Annotated in this window: 20 protein-coding genes; 9 read left to right on the forward strand and 11 right to left on the reverse strand. The window is 67.0% G+C overall.

Annotated elements, in window-relative coordinates; genetic code table 11:
• Positions 1–26: 26 nt before the first annotated feature.
• The gene (locus ACWEO2_RS32030) at positions 27–776 is read left to right on the forward strand and encodes a TetR/AcrR family transcriptional regulator (protein WP_452408758.1); all 750 of its coding nucleotides are present in this window, start codon (positions 27–29) and stop codon (positions 774–776) included.
• 49 nt (positions 777–825) lie between these two features.
• Complete coding sequence (locus ACWEO2_RS32035; RefSeq protein ID WP_354951589.1) at positions 826–1,245, forward strand: limonene-1,2-epoxide hydrolase family protein; 420 nt, start codon at positions 826–828, stop codon at positions 1,243–1,245.
• Positions 1,246–1,305: 60 nt separating this feature from the next.
• Here ACWEO2_RS32035 and ACWEO2_RS32040 read toward each other — a convergent pair whose 3' ends face one another.
• Positions 1,306–1,578, reverse strand: coding sequence for a hypothetical protein (locus ACWEO2_RS32040; RefSeq protein ID WP_354951591.1), 273 nt, complete (start codon positions 1,576–1,578; stop codon positions 1,306–1,308).
• 401 nt (positions 1,579–1,979) lie between these two features.
• Between ACWEO2_RS32040 and ACWEO2_RS32045 the strand changes: the two genes are divergently transcribed.
• From ACWEO2_RS32045 to ACWEO2_RS32055, 3 genes are all read left to right on the forward strand, one after another.
• Entirely contained in the window at positions 1,980–3,269 is a 1,290-nt protein-coding gene (locus ACWEO2_RS32045; RefSeq protein WP_452408838.1) for a PhoH family protein, read from the forward strand.
• Between the two features lie 202 nt (positions 3,270–3,471).
• Positions 3,472–4,017 (forward strand): LGFP repeat-containing protein, encoded by a 546-nt coding sequence (locus ACWEO2_RS32050; protein WP_452408759.1) that lies wholly within the window; start codon positions 3,472–3,474, stop codon positions 4,015–4,017.
• Positions 4,018–4,163: 146 nt separating this feature from the next.
• The gene (locus ACWEO2_RS32055; RefSeq protein WP_452408760.1) at positions 4,164–5,021 is read left to right on the forward strand and encodes an acyl-ACP desaturase; all 858 of its coding nucleotides are present in this window, start codon (positions 4,164–4,166) and stop codon (positions 5,019–5,021) included.
• 69 nt (positions 5,022–5,090) lie between these two features.
• Here the strand turns inward: ACWEO2_RS32055 and ACWEO2_RS32060 are convergent, their stop codons facing one another.
• Positions 5,091–6,497 carry a class II fumarate hydratase gene (locus ACWEO2_RS32060; RefSeq protein WP_452408761.1) on the reverse strand — a complete coding sequence of 469 codons (1,407 nt, stop codon included), beginning with the start codon at positions 6,495–6,497 and terminating at the stop codon, positions 5,091–5,093.
• Positions 6,498–6,507: 10 nt separating this feature from the next.
• Positions 6,508–6,873, reverse strand: coding sequence for a hypothetical protein (locus ACWEO2_RS32065; RefSeq protein WP_452408762.1), 366 nt, complete (start codon positions 6,871–6,873; stop codon positions 6,508–6,510).
• A 129-nt stretch (positions 6,874–7,002) separates the two neighbouring features.
• Here ACWEO2_RS32065 and ACWEO2_RS32070 point away from each other — a divergent pair, with 129 nt between their 5' ends.
• The gene (locus ACWEO2_RS32070) at positions 7,003–7,959 is read left to right on the forward strand and encodes an alpha/beta fold hydrolase (RefSeq protein WP_452408763.1); all 957 of its coding nucleotides are present in this window, start codon (positions 7,003–7,005) and stop codon (positions 7,957–7,959) included.
• Here the strand turns inward: ACWEO2_RS32070 and ACWEO2_RS32075 are convergent, their stop codons facing one another.
• Complete coding sequence (locus ACWEO2_RS32075) at positions 7,960–8,094, reverse strand: PNPOx family protein (protein ID WP_354961318.1); 135 nt, start codon at positions 8,092–8,094, stop codon at positions 7,960–7,962.
• Between the two features lie 228 nt (positions 8,095–8,322).
• The gene (gene glpX, locus ACWEO2_RS32080; RefSeq protein WP_354961317.1) at positions 8,323–9,366 is read right to left on the reverse strand and encodes a class II fructose-bisphosphatase; all 1,044 of its coding nucleotides are present in this window, start codon (positions 9,364–9,366) and stop codon (positions 8,323–8,325) included.
• 202 nt (positions 9,367–9,568) lie between these two features.
• Here glpX and ACWEO2_RS32085 point away from each other — a divergent pair, with 202 nt between their 5' ends.
• Positions 9,569–10,135 carry a DUF4245 domain-containing protein gene (locus ACWEO2_RS32085; RefSeq protein WP_355176785.1) on the forward strand — a complete coding sequence of 189 codons (567 nt, stop codon included), beginning with the start codon at positions 9,569–9,571 and terminating at the stop codon, positions 10,133–10,135.
• Positions 10,136–10,143: 8 nt separating this feature from the next.
• Here ACWEO2_RS32085 and ACWEO2_RS32090 read toward each other — a convergent pair whose 3' ends face one another.
• The 4 genes from ACWEO2_RS32090 to ACWEO2_RS32105 form a co-directional block, all read right to left on the reverse strand.
• Positions 10,144–10,488, reverse strand: a complete 345-nt coding sequence (locus ACWEO2_RS32090; RefSeq protein WP_354961315.1) for a VOC family protein — start codon at positions 10,486–10,488, stop codon at positions 10,144–10,146.
• Complete coding sequence (locus ACWEO2_RS32095) at positions 10,485–10,727, reverse strand: exodeoxyribonuclease VII small subunit (protein ID WP_354961314.1); 243 nt, start codon at positions 10,725–10,727, stop codon at positions 10,485–10,487. Before ACWEO2_RS32095 ends, ACWEO2_RS32090 begins: the two co-directional genes overlap by 4 nt.
• A 2-nt stretch (positions 10,728–10,729) precedes the next feature.
• Entirely contained in the window at positions 10,730–12,031 is a 1,302-nt protein-coding gene (xseA, locus tag ACWEO2_RS32100) for an exodeoxyribonuclease VII large subunit (RefSeq protein WP_452408764.1), read from the reverse strand.
• A 106-nt stretch (positions 12,032–12,137) separates the two neighbouring features.
• Positions 12,138–12,797 (reverse strand): lipid droplet-associated protein, encoded by a 660-nt coding sequence (locus ACWEO2_RS32105; RefSeq protein WP_452408765.1) that lies wholly within the window; start codon positions 12,795–12,797, stop codon positions 12,138–12,140.
• A gap of 142 nt (positions 12,798–12,939) precedes the next feature.
• Here ACWEO2_RS32105 and ACWEO2_RS32110 point away from each other — a divergent pair, with 142 nt between their 5' ends.
• A complete protein-coding gene (locus ACWEO2_RS32110; protein ID WP_452408766.1) occupies positions 12,940–13,950 on the forward strand; it encodes a 4-hydroxy-3-methylbut-2-enyl diphosphate reductase in 1,011 nt (336 codons plus the stop codon).
• A 21-nt stretch (positions 13,951–13,971) separates the two neighbouring features.
• Here the strand turns inward: ACWEO2_RS32110 and ACWEO2_RS32115 are convergent, their stop codons facing one another.
• Together ACWEO2_RS32115 and ACWEO2_RS32120 are read right to left on the reverse strand one after the other, a co-directional pair.
• Positions 13,972–14,916 (reverse strand): DUF6542 domain-containing protein, encoded by a 945-nt coding sequence (locus ACWEO2_RS32115; protein WP_452408767.1) that lies wholly within the window; start codon positions 14,914–14,916, stop codon positions 13,972–13,974.
• A 49-nt stretch (positions 14,917–14,965) separates the two neighbouring features.
• A complete protein-coding gene (locus tag ACWEO2_RS32120; protein ID WP_452408768.1) occupies positions 14,966–16,132 on the reverse strand; it encodes a DNA recombination protein RmuC in 1,167 nt (388 codons plus the stop codon).
• A gap of 498 nt (positions 16,133–16,630) precedes the next feature.
• Here ACWEO2_RS32120 and ACWEO2_RS32125 point away from each other — a divergent pair, with 498 nt between their 5' ends.
• Entirely contained in the window at positions 16,631–17,812 is a 1,182-nt protein-coding gene (locus ACWEO2_RS32125) for an exonuclease SbcCD subunit D (protein WP_452408769.1), read from the forward strand.
• The last annotated feature ends 22 nt before the right edge of the window (positions 17,813–17,834 follow it).

Here is a 17,834-nt window from a genome sequence, read left to right on the forward strand (position 1 = left end):
AACACGCTTTCCGGAAGGATGTGCAGATGCCGTCACCGACCACCGTCGAACTGCTCTGGGGCACCCAGCAGCGACCCAAGCGCGGGCCCAAGCCCGCGCTCTCACTGGAGGGGATCGTCGCCGAGGCCATCTCGCTCGCCGATGCCGAAGGTCTGGCGAATCTGTCTATGCAGCGCCTGGCCGAACGCCTCGGCTTCACCAAGATGTCGCTGTACCGCTATGTCCCCGGCAAGGAGCAGCTCACCGCGCTGATGTTCGACACCGCCATGGGGGCCCCGCCGGATATGGCCGCGGCGCAGGCGGATTCGACCGAAGAACCGTGGCGTGGTGCACTGCGCCGCTGGGCCCGGACGATTTTCGAGCGCTACACCGCCCATCCCTGGGCGATCGAACTCACCACCGGACTGCGTCCCATCGGGCCCAATGAGATGGGCTGGACCGAGGCCGCGCTGGTGGCGCTCAAGGACAGCGGGCTGAACGGATCCGAGCGACTGGACACCATCGTGCTGCTCAATGGGCACGTCCGCAGCCTGGCCCAGCAGGTCAACTCAACCGGCGGCGATGCCACGGTGCAGTTCAACGCGCAGTTCGCCGAGATGATGACCGCGGCGGGCGACCGCTATCCCGAGGTCGTCGCGGCCTTCGCCGAGGAGGCGTCCGCGACATCCGCGGCGCCCTACGCCGGGGGCCCCAACGACGCCTTGAATTTCGGTATCGCCCGTGTGCTCGACGGCCTGGCCGTGCTCATCGAGCAGCGCCGCCGCGAATCGCGGTGAGCTGCGGTGAGCACTGTCGAGCGATGCGGCGGCGGCCTACGCTCGGAATATGACCGAAGAACTCGAGCTGGAACAGGACGCGATCACCACCGTGCGGGAGTTCTTCGCCGCGCTGGAACTCGGCGCTGTCGAGGAGGCGCTCGACCTGCTGCACCCCCACGTCATCTGGAAGAACACCTCGCTGCCGACCGTCGGCGGCGGCCTCACGCGCCGAATTCTGCGCGGCCTGAACCGCGACACCATCGGCTTCGCGGCCGAGATACATCACATCGCCACCGACGGTGACATCGTGCTGACCGACCGCACCGATATCCTGCGCGTCGGGCCGCTGCGGATCGCGTTCTGGGTCTGCGGCACCTTCGAACTGCACGATGGCCGAATCCTCCTGTGGCACGACCACTTCAGCTGGGAGAACTTCCTGCGCGGAACCGTCGTCGGACTGGTCCGCGCCGCGCTGCCCAACCGCTGACGCCAGTGTTGCGGCGAGTCGAATGGCGGCTGCCCGAAGCGCGCAGTCGACTCGCCCCGGTCAGGAGTGCTCGGCCAGGTAGTCGAGGTAGTACGGCCGCAGCACCTCGGCGATCCTGCCGTCGCCCGCGTGGATGTAGTCATCGATCATCGGGACGACGTACTTGATATCGGCCTCGCTCTCGCCGAGATCGCCCGCGGCGGCCTCGGCGGCCGGGATCGATTTCAGCAGCCGCCACAGGTATTTGATGTCCGCGCGCCGCACCGCGAGCCGGACCGCCCGGTCGTGCAGCTCCTTGGACGACAGCTTCTCCAACTCCTCATTACCGGCCATACCTGCGACTCTATCCGCTGCACCAATAAGGGGTTAACGACAAATTCACGGACACGCCTACCTGTGCCCGAGCGGAGACCGGGCAGTCGGCGGTAGCGTCGGTGGTGCGGGCCGCGTCGGTGTGGCTCGCACGGGAGGTCCTGAACCGTGACTGAGCTATTCAGTACGAGAGGGCCGGCACCCGGCCCTCTGGGCATCTGACGCAAGTCGGATCCCATCGGGACGGACCGGTCCAGCGAGATCGTTCGTGCGGGTGCCGCGCGAACACAAAGGAGCCCACCGTGACTGCTGCACGCTCCGTTCCCGCTCCCTCGGCGCACTCCAGCTCCGCGAATGGCGAAGCCGCCGCGAAGGGGGCCCGCCCCTCGCATTCCCAGAAAACCGGTGCCAAGTCCTTCGTCATCGACACCTCGGTTCTGCTGTCCGATCCCTGGGCTTTTACCAGGTTCGGCGAACACGACGTCGTATTACCGCTGGTCGTGATCAGCGAACTCGAAGGCAAGCGCCACCATCACGAACTGGGTTGGTTCGCGCGGGAGGCCCTGCGCAACCTCGATGATCTTCGTCTGCAGCACGGCAGGCTGGATCAGCAGGTGCCGATCGGCACCGAGGGCGGAACGCTGCAGGTGGAACTCAATCACACCGATCCCGCGGTACTTCCGGTCGGATTCCGCACCGACACCAATGACTCCCGCATCCTGGCCTGTGCGCTCAATCTGGCGGCCGAGGGCCGCGAGGTAGTGCTCGTGTCCAAGGACATTCCCTTGCGCGTCAAGGCGAGTGCGGTGGGTTTGCACGCCGACGAGTACCACGCCCAGGACGTGGTGACCTCCGGCTGGGCCGGAATGGTGGAGATCGATATCTCCAAATCCCAGATCGATCAGCTCTACGCCGAAAGCATGATCGATCTGGACGAGGCGCGGGAACTGCCGTGCCACACCGGGATCCGGTTGCTCGGCTCCAGTTCCAGCGCGCTCGGCCGGATCACGCCGGACAAGCGGGTGCAGCTGGTGCGCGAGCGCGAGGCGTTCGGACTGCACGGCCGCTCGGCCGAACAGCGCATCGCCCTGGATCTGCTATTGGACGAGAGCGTCGGCATCGTCTCGCTCGGCGGCCGGGCCGGTACCGGCAAGTCGGCGCTGGCGTTGACCGCGGGATTGGAGGCGGTGCTCGAGCGCCGCACGCAGCGCAAGGTGGTGGTGTTCCGTCCGCTGTATGCGGTCGGTGGGCAGGATCTCGGCTATCTGCCGGGATCGGAGAGCGAGAAGATGGGCCCATGGGCACAGGCCGTCTTCGACACGCTCGACGGGTTGGCCAGTCGCGAGGTGATGGAGGAGGTGCTCAGCCGCGATATGTTGGAAGTCTTGCCGCTCACCCACATTCGCGGTCGCTCGCTGCACGATTCATTCGTGATCGTGGACGAGGCGCAGTCGCTGGAACGCAATGTGCTGCTGACGGTGCTGAGCCGACTCGGCACCGGATCGCGGGTCGTGCTCACCCACGATGTGGCCCAGCGCGACAACCTGCGGGTCGGTCGGCACGACGGTGTCGCCGCGGTGATCGAAAAGCTCAAGGGGCACCCGCTTTTCGCGCACATCACGCTGACCCGTAGCGAACGGTCGCCGATCGCGGCACTGGTGACCGAGATGTTGGAGGAGTACGGCCCGAGCTCCTACGGCCCGAACCAATAGCGGCCCGAACTCAAAGCGGCGCAGGGCAAATGCGCAGCGTGTGTTTCACCTCACAATCGTGCGGGTAATATTCGCGCGATAACCTGTTCGGCACCGGCCCGGCGAGTCTCATACGGATTCGCCGGGCCGTTGCCGGACATCGGCCTAGGCTACGCGCGGTGTCACCGCGTCCGCGGTGGCATCGCGCGCCACTTTCGAGAGGATGGAAATGCACCACTTCGCTCGACGAACGGCTGGATTCACCGCGGTCACCGCGGCGGCGGCACTGCTGCTGGCCGCTGGCTGCAGCAAGGACGACGACAAGGACAAGAACGCCGCCGCGTCCATGACGACCACCTCGGCGGCCGTCGGCCACGGCGAGGAGCATATGTCCGGCGCCGCGGGCGAAACGAAGATCGCGACCCAGGGCGGCGACATCGCGGTCACCGGCATGATCTTCGACAAGTACGTACAGTCCGGCGGCCCGACCGGTCCGCTCGGCGCTCCGCTGAAGGCGCAGGAGGACGGCCCGAACGACGGCAGGTGGCAGGACTTCACCGGCGGCGCGATCGTCTGGGGCAAGGACACCGGCGCGCACATCGTCTGGGGCGAAATCCGCAAGGCGTGGGAGGACAACGGCGGCCCCGACGGCACGCTCGGCTACCCGACCAGCGATGAGAAGGATATCCCCGGCGGCAAGCAGAGCGATTTTGTCAGCGGCACCATCACCTGGGTGGACGGCAATACCACCGTCACACCGAAGTCCTGATCCGGCACGGCGTCCGGGCACTGGCGTTTCACCACTGGAAATGCGGGGGCTCGCCCGAAAGGGCCAGCGCTTGTACGCTCGGACGCCGATACCGATTCCTACTCGTAGATCCCCGCATCGCCGGGCCCAGCCGCTAGGTTGTGTTAGTGCAAACTCTCTTGACCGATCGCGAACTACTCGCGTCCCTCGCCGATGAGGTGGAGCTGAATCTGCGCCGCCATATCGCCGCCGCCGACGGCTGGCAGCCGCACGACTACGTCCCGTGGGACGACGGCCGCAATTTCGGCTTTCTCGGCGGAATCGATTGGGAGCCGGAGCAATCCACACTGAGCGAGACCGCCAAGCTGGCGCTGACGGTCAGTGTGCTCATCGCCGACAACCTGCCCTCGTACCATCGCGAGATCGGCAAATATCTGCGCATCGGATCGTGGTGGCGCTGGGTCGGCCGGTGGACGGCCGAGGAGAACCGGCACGAGATCATGATCCGCAACTACCTCATGGTCACCCGGTCGGTCGACCCGGTGGAGTTGGAGCGGTTGCGGATGGAACATATGACCAAGGGGTTCCGGCGTCCCCCGCTGCACCTGCTCGATGTGCTCGCTACCTGCGCGTTCGAGGAAGCCGCCGCCGCCATCCGGCATCGCAACACCGCGGCGCTCGGGGAGAACAAGATGGTCACCGCCATGGCCGAGCGCATCGCGCGCGACGATGAGCTGCAGTCGGTGTTCTTCGCCGAATTGATCACGGCGGCGTTCGGCATCGCGCCGGATCAGACGATGCGGGCCATTGCCGACAGTGTGGCGAACTTCCACGTGCCATCGGTGACGCTGGCCGACGGGCGCAGCAGCGACGACGTACTCGCCGAGGCGGGCATCTATGACCCCGCCAAGGAGAGCGAGTTGGTTTTCGCGCCGCTGCTGCAGCGCTGGGAGTTCTTCACCCGGGCCGACCTCGGTGAAGTGGGTGAGAAGGCGCGCGCGGAACTCGAACATCTGCGGTTCTGATCGCTGACCTGGTTCGCGGATCGACCACTTGTGCGGGTATGGCCACAGCGGCCATACCCGCACATTTGCTTACTCCCCGTTGTCGACCTTCGCCATCGACAGCACATCCAGTCGGCGGTCGAGTTCTTCAACCGTCAGCTTCTCGTCCAGCAGACCACGATCGATCACGGTCTGGCGAATGGTCTTCTTGTCCTTCAAAGCCTCCTTGGCGACCGCGGCGGCTTCTTCGTAACCGATCGCGGAATTCAGTGGCGTCACGATGGACGGTGACGATTCCGCGAGGGTGCGCAGATGATCCTCATTGGCGATCAGGCCACGAACGCACTTATCGGCGAACAATCGCGAAACATTGGCGAGCAGCCGAATCGACTCCAGCAGATTGCGTGCCATGACCGGGATATAGACGTTCAACTCGAACGCGCCGCTCGCACCCGAGAACGCGATGGCCGCGTCATTGCCGATCACCTGCGCGGCCACCTGCGTAACCGCTTCCGGCAGTACCGGATTCACCTTGCCGGGCATGATCGAACTGCCCGGCTGCAGATCGGGCAGCCGCAGTTCGCCGAGACCGGTCAGCGGGCCCGATCCCATCCAGCGAATGTCATTGGCGATCTTGGTGAGGCTCACCGCAATGGTGCGCAGCGCACCGGACGCCTCGACCAGACCGTCACGGGCGGCCTGCGCCTCGAAGTGATCGGTCGCCTCCGATAGGGCGTCGATTTCGGTCGACCGCACCAGTTCGGCAACGACCTTCGAGCCGAAGCCAGCCGGCGCGTTCAGACCCGTACCGACCGCAGTGCCGCCGATCGGCAGTTCGCCGAGTCGGGGCAGCGTCGCCATGATGCGCTCGATGCCCGCCGCGACCTGGCGGGTGTAGCCGCCGAACTCCTGGCCGAGGGTCACCGGCACCGCGTCCATCAGGTGGGTGCGGCCGGACTTCACCACGGTGCGCCATTCGGTCGACTTGTCCAGCAGTGCCAGCCGCAGGTGATCCAGCGCGGGGATCAGATCCTTGATCGCGGCCTCGGTGGCGGCCAGATGTGTTGCGGTGGGGAAGGTGTCATTGGACGACTGCGACATGTTCACGTCGTCGTTCGGGTGCACGGTCACGCCGTTCGCCTTCGCAATCGAGGCGATCACCTCATTGGCGTTCATATTCGAGCTGGTGCCGGAGCCGGTCTGGAAGACATCGATCGGGAACTGGTCATCGTGCAGGCCATCGGCGATCTCGTTCGCGGCGGCGATGATGGCATCCGCCTTCGCCGGATCGAGCAGTCCGAGGTCCCTGTTCACCTGTGCACACGCGGCCTTGAGCAGACCCAGCGCCCGGATCTGGGCCCGCTCCAGGCCGCGCCCGCTGATCGGAAAGTTCTCCACCGCGCGCTGGGTCTGCGCCCGCCACAACGCGTGCAGGGGTACCCGAACTTCGCCCATGGTGTCGTGTTCGATGCGGTACTGCGTCTCCTCGGTCGTCATGATTTCGACCCTATGCCCGAGACGACCCGCGCGGGGTTGCCACACTTGAGGCGATTCGCACACCGCGCGCCGGGCCGCGCCGGGAATACTCGTCAGCCTTCGAGGACCTCGCGGAGTTTGCGGGCGAAGGCCTCGGGCTGGCCGGGGTAGCCGTACTCGCCGCCGAGGAAGCCGCCGTGGTGGCTGGGAATACCGTTGCCTGCTGGCCGCGCAGTGCGGCGGCCGCCTCGGAGGTGCGTGCGGTGAAGGTGCCCGCGGACTCCTCGCCGACGGCGATGACGATGCGGGTGGGCGCAGCGGCGAGTGCGGCGACATCGGGGCGATAGCCGCTGACCGCCCAGCGGCGGCTCATGGGCGACCGCCACAGAGACGTCATAGCGGGCTGTCACCTTGGTGGTGATCTGCTCCACCTTGGGGAACCGACCCCAGCACTCGGGGGCCTGATACCGGCGGCGAATCCGGCGGAAAGTTGGACAGGTCACCGCATGCCGATCTGGAGCCTCCGATGTCGCACTCGAGCACAATCGCCCACCCGGCGGAACGTCGTGCCACGGTCTCGACCAAAGACGGTGTGGCACTGGCGGTTCGTGAATACGGCCCGCGAAATGCCGACCTCACCGTCGTCCTGCTGCACGGACATTGCCTGAGCACCGCGTCATGGACCTACGTCCGCGACGCCCTGCTGCGCCGGTACGTCGGCGCCCGGGTCGTTTGCTACGACCACCGCGGCCACGGCGACTCCGCCGCGGCGTCACGACAGACCTACAGCCTCGAGCAGCTCGGCTACGACCTGCGCGACGTCCTCGACGCTGTCGCCCCCACCGGTCCGGTCGTTCTCGTCGGTCACTCGATGGGTGGCATGACCGTACTGACCTATGCCAGCCAGCACCCGCACGAGATCGGCACGCGCATCGTCGGTGTCGCACTCATCGCGACAGCGGCCAGCGGACTCGCCGACGCCGGATTCGGCCGCCTGCTGCGCACCCCGGCCGTCTCGGCATTCCAGGCCGCCGTCCGATCTGCTCCCGGCCTGATGCAGCACGCGAAGCTCATGGCCTGCAAGGTTTTCGCTCCGATCATCCATTCCGCCGAATTCGGCGATCGCAAGGTCAGCCGCCGGGTGCTGAACCTGGCCAACGCGATGCACAACTCGACGCCGATCATGACGATGGCGAGCTTCTTGAGCGCCTTCATGACCTACGACCAAACCGACGCGCTCGCGGTGCTCTCGAATATCCCGACCTTGGTGCTGTGCGGCAGCGCCGACCTGATGACGCCGCCGTCGCATTCCGTCGCAATGGCGGCTGCCGTCGTGTACTCGGATTGCGTGCTGGTCGACGGCGCCGGTCATTCGGTGATTCTCGAGCAGCCGACCCAGGTCGCCGAGGCCATTGCCCGCCTGCTGACGCGCGCGGGCGGGCCCGACAATGTCGATGCCGAGCACCTCACCCTCGTCGCGTAGTCAGTGCGGCGTGAGCCGGATCGGCGGGTATTCCTTATCGGATTTGCGCTGGTACTTCGCGTAGCGAGGTTGGGCGGCGATGATGCGCTGCCATTCCTGTGCGCGGTCGGCGCCGTCGAGCTGGTGCGGCGTCACCGGCATCGTGTCGTGGCCGGGCAATTCGATCGATGTCAGGTCTGGATGCGCTATTTCTCGAGAGCCGTATCCGCAGCTCCTGACGGAATCTGTGCCGAAGCGCCCGATGTGTGAAGCCGGGTGCTTCTCGATTCGGGATCGGAAGTCGGCGGGAGCGAACATGCGCGCGAGATGGGTCGAGCCCGATCCGAATCGTTCGGATCGGGCTCGACCGGTCGGGGATCTCGCTCAGGGGAGCGGCGGCACCGCGTGCTCGTCGCCGATGAAATCGACGGAGGAGTACTCGCGGAGCTTGGTGAGGCGGTGGTAGGCGTCGATCATGCGGACCGTGCCGGACTTGGAGCGCATGACGATCGACTGCGTCGACGCGCCGCCGCCGTAGTAGCGCACACCGCGTAGTAGGTCGCCGTCGGTGACGCCGGTGGCGCAGAAGAAGACGTTATCGCCCGCGACCAGATCCTCGGTGGTGAGTACGCGGCTCAGGTCGTGGCCCGCGTCGATCGCCTTCTGCCGCTCTTCATCGTCCTTCGGGGCGAGCATGCCCTGCAGGTCGCCGCCCATACAGCGCATTGCAGCGGCGGCGATGATGCCCTCGGGGGTGCCGCCGATGCCGACCAGGATGTCGGTGCCGGAATCCGGTCGGGCGCAGGCGATGGCGCCAGCGACGTCACCGTCGGAGATCAGCCGGATGCGGGCGCCCGCATCGCGCACCTGCTGGATCAGCTCGGCATGCCGGGGCCGGTCCAGGATGCAGACGGTGAGATCGGATTTCGAGACGTTCTTGGCCTTGGCGACCCGGGCGATGTTCTCGGCGATCGGCACGGAGATATCGATCACACCCGCGGCATCGGGGCCGACCGCGATCTTGTGCATGTAGAACACCGCGGACGGATCGAACATCGCACCGCGCTCGGCGACCGCGAGCACCGCGATGGCGCCCGGCGAACCCTTCGACATCAGCGTGGTGCCGTCGATCGGGTCGACCGCGAAGTCGACCTCGGGACCGGTGCCGTCGCCGACCAGTTCACCGTTGTAGAGCATGGGCGCTTCGTCCTTCTCGCCCTCACCGATGACCACGATGCCGCGCATGGAAACCGAGCTGACCAGCTGCCGCATGGCGTCGACGGCCGCACCGTCGCCGCCCTCCTTATCGCCGCGGCCGACCCAGCGGCCCGCGGCCATCGCACCGGCCTCGGTGACCCGGACCAGTTCGAGCGCGAGGTTGCGGTCCGGCGCCTCGCGGCGGCTGGGTGCGGGCGAAGATGCCGTCATTACGGTGTGCCTCCTACGGTCGTTGCTACTGCTGATTGTCTCAGAAGCGCGACCGTTCGCGATCAGGTACTGCCCGTAGCGATTGCTTGCAGGTCGCTCGAAAAGGTCCGTAGCGATTGCTTGCCGGTCGCTCGAAATGGTCAGCTCCAGATCACGGAGCACCTCTCGTTCGGGTGCCAGGTCGAGCGTGGATACTGGGAGCGTGTCGTACCAAAAGCCGCGCATCCTCAACGACTACCGGGATCTGTTCTGGTCACTGATCCCGTTGGTGCTGATCGCCGTGGTCTTCGCCGGGCTCGCCAGTCAGTGCAGCTTCGCCGCGAAGGGGCCGACCCAGGGTCAGATACCGCACTTCGATGTGAACGCGGCGCTGTCGGTGGACGCGAAGTCGATGCCGTTCCCGATCCGCAATCCGAGCCTGCCCGAGGGCTGGACGCCCAACTCCGGCAGTCGCGACACCATCACCACCAGTGGCGGTGGTCCGGTCAGCACAGTTGGCTATATCACACCGCAGGGCACCTACATGCGGATGAGCCAGAGCAGCGCGACTGAGGAAGCGCTGTCCCGCTTCGTCCTCGGTTCCCGCTACGGCACCGGCACCGAACAGGTCGGTGACCAGAAGTGGGTGGTGTACGCCGAACAAGGCTCCGAGACGGCTTGGATCGGTGATTTCGGCCGGTCCAGGGTGCTCATCACCGGCGCGGGCAATCATGCCGCCTTCACCACCCTGGCCGCCGCCGTCACCGCCGCCCAGCCGCTACAGAAGTAGCGCGCCACTCAGCGGTGGCTGACCACGTTGACAATCGTCCCGCTGGGATCGCGCACGAAGAACCGGCGCACACCCCACTGCTCATCGCGGAGCGGATAGACGATTTCCGCGCCCGCCGTGACCATGGCCGCGTGTACGGCGTCCACATCTTCGACCTCGACGCTCATATCCGGTTGCGGCTGTTCGGCTTCGGAGCCGACGAGCAGCACCTGGGCGGTCGGGTTGGCCGGGGACGCCATCGTCACCACCCAGCCGAGATCCATCACCTCTTCGAAGCCGAGCCGCTGGTAGAACTCGCGGCTGGCCGCCATATCGGCGGTGCGGATATCGGGGGTGGCGCGGCGGATGGTCATTCGTCGGCTTCGAGATCGGTGCGGGACAGCGCATTCTCGACGCGCTGGCGCGCACCCGCGAGATGTTCCTCACAGCGGGTCGCCAGTGCTTCGCCGCGCTCCCACAGTGCCAGCGAGTCGTCCAGGTCGAGGCCGCCCTGTTCGAGCATTTTCACGACGTTGACCAGTTCGTCGCGGGCGCGTTCGTAGCCGAAGGTGGAGATCTCGGCCAGCTCGTCGTCCTTGCCGGAGTCGGCCAAGGTCAGTTCCTCCCTGTGTCGGTGTTGTTCGGTGCGAGTGCGGGGTTGCCCAACGCTCGAGTGCCGAGCGCGGCGGCGGTGATCGCGCCGTCGGCGACCCGGATGCGCAGCTGACTGCCCGCGGGCGCGTCCTCGATGGACCGGACCACATGCCGTTCCTTACCGGTGACGTGCTGCACGACAGCGTAGCCACGGGCCAGCGTGGCGGCCGGTCCCACCGCGGTGAGTTTTTCGCGCAGATGGCGGGTGGCGGTGGTTTCGGTGCGGATCAGCTGCTCGGCGGTGCGGCGGGCGGCCGAGCGCAGGCGCTCGATCTCGTCATAGCGGCGGTCCAGTTCGCGCAGCGGGTCGGCGAGCACCGGCCGGGAACGCAGCTGCGCCAATGCCCTGGTCTCGCGGTCGACCCAGCCGCGCAGCGCCGCGGCGGCACGGGCGCGCATATCGCGGACCCCGGCCAGTTCGGCGGCCGCGTCGGGCACGATGCGCTTGGCGGCATCGGTGGGGGTGGCGGCACGCAGATCGGCGACGAGATCGCAGAGCGGGTTATCGGGTTCGTGACCGATCGCGCTGACGATCGGGGTGGTCGCCGCGACGATCGCGCGGCACAGCGCCTCATCGGAGAACGGCAGCAGATCCTCGACACTGCCGCCGCCGCGGGCGAGCACGATGACCTCGACCGCCGGATCGCGATCGAGTTCGGCCAGCGCCTCCAGCATCTGCGGCACCGCGGTCGGGCCCTGTACGGCGGTATTGCGAATTTCGAAACGTACTGCGGGCCAGCGGTTTCGGGCCACGCTCAGGACATCGCGCTCGGCGGCGCTCGCCCGACCGGTGATCAGGCCGATTGTCTTGGGCAGGAACGGGATCGGCCGCTTCAGCCGGGGATCGAATAGTCCCTCCGCGGCGAGCAGTGCCTTCAACCGTTCGATGCGGGCCAGCAGTTCACCGATGCCGACCGGGCGAATCTCCATGGCGCGCAACGAAATCGTGCCGCGACCGGTGAAGAACGCGAGTTTGCCGTAGACCACCACCCGGCTGCCTTCCTGCAGCGGTACCGCGGATCGGCGGATGAGGTCCGGATGACAGGTCACCGACAGCGACATATCGGCCGAGGTATCGCGCAATACCAGGAATGCGGTGCTGGTGCCCGGCCGCAGATTGATCTGGGTGATCTGCCCCTCCACCCAGATGCTGCCGAGCCGATCGATCCATTGCGCGACCTTGATCGATACCGAGCGCACCGGCATCGGGTGCTCGGCGGAATTGGCAGGGGATGCGGTCAATGGGGAGCCGTCCTGTGTCATGCGGCCGGGGAAACACGCAGCGGCTGGCCGGAGGATTCCCGGCCAACCGTCGACTCTGCGGCGGCGGGTTCGCCCCCACCCGGCGAATCGCTGCGCGATGTCGAATTCACTGGGCCCGCACGGTGGCGATCCGATTCGTCAGCATGGTCACGAACGGCGCCCTGGCGCGGGTGCGCTGCTCGTAGTCGAGCAGGGCGGTCAGGTCCTCGACGGTCAGCATGCGCAGCCGGGCGCGCAACTGGGCCAGGGTCATATTGGCGTAGTCGTACCGGGTGGCGACCTCGGGCTCGACTATCTCGGGCTCGACTACCTCGGGCTCGGGCTCGGCTGCCTCGGCGGCCGCTGGGGCCGCGACCTCGGTCTCCGGCTCGGCGATGGTCTGGATCGGGGCGACGTGACCATTGCTCTCACCGGCGCGGGCGGCGGCCTCGGCGGTCAGGGTGTCGTGCGGGGCGAATTCGGCTTCGGGGGCGTACAGGTCGAAGCGGCTTTCGCGCGCGGCGGCGGTGAACTCGGGCTCTGTGTCTTCGTCGAAGGTGGCCCACTCGGGCTGCTCGACCGAGGAGTTGGTGAGACGGTCGAAGACGCCGTCGCCCTTGAGGGCGAGGCTGGTCACGAACTGCTGGACGTGCATGGTGGTCTGCAGCATCTGGCTGATCGCGGTGATCGGGAAATTCATTGCGGCAGTGGGTAACCGACGCGTTTCTTCGATGGCGTATACGGCGGCTCCGGCAGCGACCCGGGCCAGGAACGGTGGTCGAAACATGCTCCTAGCCTGCCCGATACGGGATGTTATGCAAAGCACTGGTGTCACAGACACACAATCTATCCGGAGTGTGTCGAGAATGACCTGAACGAGGCGGTGACCGGCCGTCCGGCATTCGCCGGCCGCACGTAAGCTGAGGGACATGTCTTCGGCCATCCCATTGAACGTCGGAATCGCCCGCTCGGCCGGTTCCGGATCCGCCGATGCCGACGGTGGCAAGCGTGTGCTGCTAGCCGAGCCGCGCGGGTACTGCGCCGGTGTGGATCGCGCGGTGGAGACGGTGGAGAAGGCGCTGGAGAAGCACGGTGCGCCGATCTACGTGCGCAAGGAGATCGTGCACAACCGCCACGTGGTGGAGACGCTGCGCGAGCGCGGCGTGATCTTCGTCGATGAAACCGATGAGGTGCCCGAGGGCGCGCTGGTCGTCTTCTCCGCGCATGGTGTCTCACCTGCGGTGCACGAGTCTGCAGCCGCGCGCAATCTGCGCACCATCGACGCGACCTGCCCGCTGGTGACCAAGGTGCATCAGGAGGCCAAGCGCTTCGCCCGCGACGACTACGACATTCTGCTGATCGGCCACGAGGGGCACGAGGAGGTCGAGGGCACCGCGGGGGAGGCGCCCGACCATGTGCAACTCGTCGACGGTCCCGATTCGGTCGCCCGCGTCACCGTGCGCGACGAGTCCAAGGTGATCTGGCTCTCACAGACCACGCTCAGCGTGGACGAGACCATGGAGACGGTGCAGCGGCTGCGCGAGCGGTTTCCGGCGCTGCAGGATCCGCCGAGCGATGACATCTGCTACGCCACCTCGAACCGTCAGGTCGCGGTGAAGGCGATGGCACCGGAATGCGATCTGGTGATCGTGGTCGGCTCGCGCAACTCGTCCAATTCGGTGCGGCTGGTCGAGGTCGCGCTCGGTGCGGGCGCCAAGGCCGCCCACCTGGTCGACTTCGCCCGCGAGGTGGATCTGGCGTGGCTGGACGGGGTGCGCACGATCGGCATCACCTCCGGTGCGTCGGTGCCCGACATCCTGGTGCGCGGTGTGCTGGATCTGCTGGCCGAGCACGGATTCGGGGATGTGCAGCCGGTCACAACGGCCAACGAGACGCTTGTTTTCGCGCTGCCAAGGGAATTGCGCACCTCGCGTCGCTGAGCTGAGCCAGCGGCAATCCGGCTAGAGGTTTTCCGGCCGCCGTCGCTCGGTCCGGCTCGAATCGCGTTCGCGGTAGCGGACATTGGGCTGCGGATGCGGCGGCGGTGCCTCGCCGCGCCGTCGTGCCGTGCCGGCCCGGTTCGAATCTCCCTCTGCCCGAGTGGATGCCGCTGCCGGTCGGGCGGCTCGGTTCGAATCGCCTTCGCCCCGGGGCGCTGCCGGTCGGGCGGCGCGGGTGGTATCCGGTCGGCGCTCGCGGGCCGGGCGTTCCTCACCCCGGCCGCTCTTCGGGGTGCCGCCGACGCGCGGCGGCGTATCCGCCACCTCCGAATTCGCGCGCCGATTCGGCCGCGGCAGATGCAGATCGGTATCGAGATCGGCCGGATCGACCTGCGGGCGGCGGGTCCGGCGGCGCGCGGCATCGGCCAGTGAGCCGCCCTCGGTGCGTTCGGACCGCGCACGCTTCGGCGCATTGCTGCGGCCCCAACTGGTGCCCCTGCGGGGCTCGTCGGCGCGCTCGGTGGCCTCGCCGCGCCGGTGTAGCAGGATCCGGCCCGCACCGATCGCCAGCACCAGCACAGTGGCCAGCGCCATTACCGGGAACCGGTTCACCAATGGGATCGCCAGATTCAGCAGGATGTCCTTGAGTCCGGTAGAGGCGTGGCCGGTCAGCTGCTGATAGGCCAGCGGCACCGCGATGAACAGCAGTAGCGGCGGCAGCACCATCGTCGTGAAGACGCCGCGGTAGCGGACGGCGAGCACCGCCGCGACGCAGCCCAGGACGTACAACGTGTTGAACGTCGCGGTCAGCTCGTTATTCTCGCCGCGGGCATCGATCAGGAACCCCAGAAACGTGCACGCCACCGCGATCCCGACCGCTGCCCCGGCCGGGATTCCCGGCACCGAGGGCAGGATCGAACGATGCGGCGCGGGCACCCGGGTTCGCACACGTTGGGAAGCAGCCACACTATGAACACTAACTGCCGCCGCGTCGGGGGGTGTTACGGCACGGCGGTCACCCGGGCTGATCGTCGGCGTCGGCGAAGCCGACCGCCCTCGGCCACGAATCGACGCGCTGGATTGCTGGCACTTCCTGTTCGGCTATTTCCAGGTCGTGGAGTTTGCGCGCGGTGACCATTACCCGCGATTCCACCGACGCGACGGTGTAGTTGAAAGCGTCTACGGCCTTGCCGAGTTGCGCACCGAGCCGGTCCAGATGTCGACCGGTCATGCCGAGCCGGTTGTAGAGTTCGCGGCCCAATTGCTGAACGGTTGCCATATCGCGGGACAGTGCCTCCTGTCGCCAGCCGAAGGCAACCGTGCGCAGCAATGCGATCAGAGTCGTCGGAGTAGCGAGGATCACATTGCGGCCGAAGGCGTGCTCGAGTAGTGCGGAGTCGGTCGTCAATGCGGCGTCGAGGAATGGATCGCCCGGCACGAACAGCACCACGAACTCCGGTGCTGGATCGAAGGCCAGCCAATATGCCTTATCGGCCAGCTGATCGATATGGGCACGCAGATGTTTGGCATGGCGGCCGAGCAGTTCGGCGCGCTCGTCCGGATCATCGGCCATGGTGGCGTCGAGATAGGCGGTGAACGGCACCTTGGCGTCCACCACGATCTGCCTGCCGCCCGCCAGCCTGACCACAAGGTCCGGCCGCACCATGCCGGGTCGCTCGGTGCCGCCGTCGCTGCGCGCGGCCCTGGTCACCTGGGTGTCGAAATCGCAGTGCCTGGTCATCCCCGCCAGTTCCACCACGCGCTCCAACTGGATCTCGCCCCAGCGCCCGCGCACCTGCGGCGCGCGCAGCGCGGCGACCAGCTGACCGGTCTGACTGGTGAGCTGATGTGAGGTGCGCTGCATGCCCGCGACCTGTTCGCGCAGACTCGAATAGGCGTTGATGCGATGGTGCTCGACCTGCTGGATGTGCTGGTTCAGCGCGCCGACGGCCTCGCGCAGCGGGTCGATCATGGCGCCGATGGCGTGCGAATGTCGGCGTGCCGCATCCTCATTCGCCACGGTGAGCGACTGTCGTAGCAACCGCTCGTGATCGGTGGCCGCGGCGAGTCTCGCCTCCGCGGCGGTTGCCCGCTGCCCGGCGCGCGCGGCATGTCCGAGCCAGCCCAGCCCTGCCCCCGCGGCGAACACCAGCATCAGTGCGACGAGCATCGGTGCGGTCATAGCGCAGATAGTGCCGCATGGCACCGACAAGTTCGAAACCGCGAGCTATCGGGCAGCAGCGCGTCGGAGAACGGCCGCGAGCCGCGGTTTCGTACCGCGTGGTCGGTCGTTGGACTGGCGCAGCAACACTGATTGCCCGCTCTGTTGCAAGGTCGGGTTCCTGTTCAGTTGACCACGACCGAGCGAGTCTTACGAGCGACCGTTCGCGGCCCGTCTCGCGTCCGAGCCGAAGGCTCGGCCATCGCACTCAGCCCAGTCGTCGAAGCGCATGCGACGAAGTCACGAGTCTAGACGGCTCGGACGCGAGGCCCACCCGTCGCCCGACCACCACCCCTCATCGAATCGCTACGCGATGCTGAATATTCGGGGCCGCGAACACGCCGCGCCGCAGGCGCGGCAAATCAGACACAGCGAACACGCCGTATGGAAGTGCCGGAATACGACACGGCGGGTGCGGCAATTGAAGTCTGTCGGTGCCATCGCCTACGGTTTCGCGGCATGCGGATGCTGCACACCTCGGACTGGCACATCGGGCGCACATTCCATGGAGTCGATCTGCTCGCGGATCAGGCCGCCGTGCTCGCCGCCATTGCCGAATTGGTGGCCGCGGAATCCGTTGACGTGGTCGTGCTGCCGGGGGACGTATACGATCGGTCCATTCCCAGTGCCGACGCGATCGCGGTGTGTATCCAGGGTTTCGAGGCCATTCGCGCGGCCGGGGCACAGATCATCGCGACTTCCGGCAATCACGATTCACCGACGCGGCTCGGTGCGGGGGCGAGTTTCGCGGCGGCGGGTGGGCTGCATCTGCGCACCACTGTCACCGATGCCGATCGGCCGGTGCTGCTATCCGATGCGCACGGTGCGATCGCCTTTTACGGCATCCCGTATCTGGAGCCGGAGATTACTCGCGCCGAACTCGGTGTGCCACAAGCACGTTCGCATGCGCAGATCCTGGATGCGGCGATGGGCCGGATCCGGGCCGATATCGCCGAACGGCCGGACACTCGCACGGTGGTGCTCGCGCATGCTTTTGTGGTCGGTGGCGAGGCGACCGGTTCCGAGCGTTCGATCTCGGTAGGTGGCGTGGAGACGGTGCCGCTGTCGGCGTTCGACGGTATCGACTATGTGGCGCTCGGGCATCTGCATTCGCCGCAGACGCTGTCGGGGTCGGTGCGCTATTCCGGCTCCCCGCTGCCGTATTCGTTCGCCGAGACCGCACATCGCAAGGCGGTATGGCTGGTCGATCTGGATGCCACCGGCCTGGGCTCGGTGCAGCGCCGCGATCTTCCGCTCGTGCGTGGCCTGAGCCGCCTCACCGGCACCCTCGACGAATTGCTCACTGCCGCCGCCTATTCCGAGGCGGAGCAACACTACGTCTCGGCGACGCTGACCGACTATGCCCGTCCCGTCGATGCCATGCGCAAACTACGCGAACGGTTTCCGCATGCTGTGCACGTGGAATGGTCACGCCCGGAAGGCAATCCGGAATTGCGCTACCGTGAGCGCGTGCACGGCCGCCGCGATACCGAAGTAGCGCAGAGCTTCCTCGCCGATGTCCGCGGCGAACCCTCCGCAGGCGAAATGGCCTGGCTGGAACGAGCGCTCGCCGCGGCTGTCGCCGAACCGGAACGGGTCGTTGCCGCGGTGGAAACCCTGGCCGGGGAACTGTCCGCATGAGCGGCCGTCGGTCGAGGCTGGG

The organism is Nocardia sp. NPDC004278 (genome assembly GCF_053602975.1).

Bases quoted from the DNA above. Each gene is read 5' to 3' on its own strand.
- ACWEO2_RS32030 (WP_452408758.1), top strand. From the start codon at position 27: ATGCCGTCACCGACCACCGTCGAACTGCTCTGGGGCACCCAGCAGCGA.
- ACWEO2_RS32035 (WP_354951589.1), top strand. From the start codon at position 826: ATGACCGAAGAACTCGAGCTGGAACAGGACGCGATCACCACCGTGCGG.
- ACWEO2_RS32040 (WP_354951591.1), bottom strand. From the start codon at position 1,578: ATGGCCGGTAATGAGGAGTTGGAGAAGCTGTCGTCCAAGGAGCTGCAC.
- ACWEO2_RS32050 (WP_452408759.1), top strand. From the start codon at position 3,472: ATGGAAATGCACCACTTCGCTCGACGAACGGCTGGATTCACCGCGGTC.
- ACWEO2_RS32060 (WP_452408761.1), bottom strand. From the start codon at position 6,497: ATGACGACCGAGGAGACGCAGTACCGCATCGAACACGACACCATGGGC.
- ACWEO2_RS32065 (WP_452408762.1), bottom strand. From the start codon at position 6,873: ATGACGTCTCTGTGGCGGTCGCCCATGAGCCGCCGCTGGGCGGTCAGC.
- ACWEO2_RS32070 (WP_452408763.1), top strand. From the start codon at position 7,003: ATGTCGCACTCGAGCACAATCGCCCACCCGGCGGAACGTCGTGCCACG.
- glpX (WP_354961317.1), bottom strand. From the start codon at position 9,366: ATGACGGCATCTTCGCCCGCACCCAGCCGCCGCGAGGCGCCGGACCGC.
- ACWEO2_RS32090 (WP_354961315.1), bottom strand. From the start codon at position 10,488: ATGACCATCCGCCGCGCCACCCCCGATATCCGCACCGCCGATATGGCG.
- xseA (WP_452408764.1), bottom strand. From the start codon at position 12,031: ATGACACAGGACGGCTCCCCATTGACCGCATCCCCTGCCAATTCCGCC.
- ACWEO2_RS32105 (WP_452408765.1), bottom strand. From the start codon at position 12,797: ATGTTTCGACCACCGTTCCTGGCCCGGGTCGCTGCCGGAGCCGCCGTA.
- ACWEO2_RS32110 (WP_452408766.1), top strand. From the start codon at position 12,940: ATGTCTTCGGCCATCCCATTGAACGTCGGAATCGCCCGCTCGGCCGGT.
- ACWEO2_RS32120 (WP_452408768.1), bottom strand. From the start codon at position 16,132: ATGACCGCACCGATGCTCGTCGCACTGATGCTGGTGTTCGCCGCGGGG.
- ACWEO2_RS32125 (WP_452408769.1), top strand. From the start codon at position 16,631: ATGCGGATGCTGCACACCTCGGACTGGCACATCGGGCGCACATTCCAT.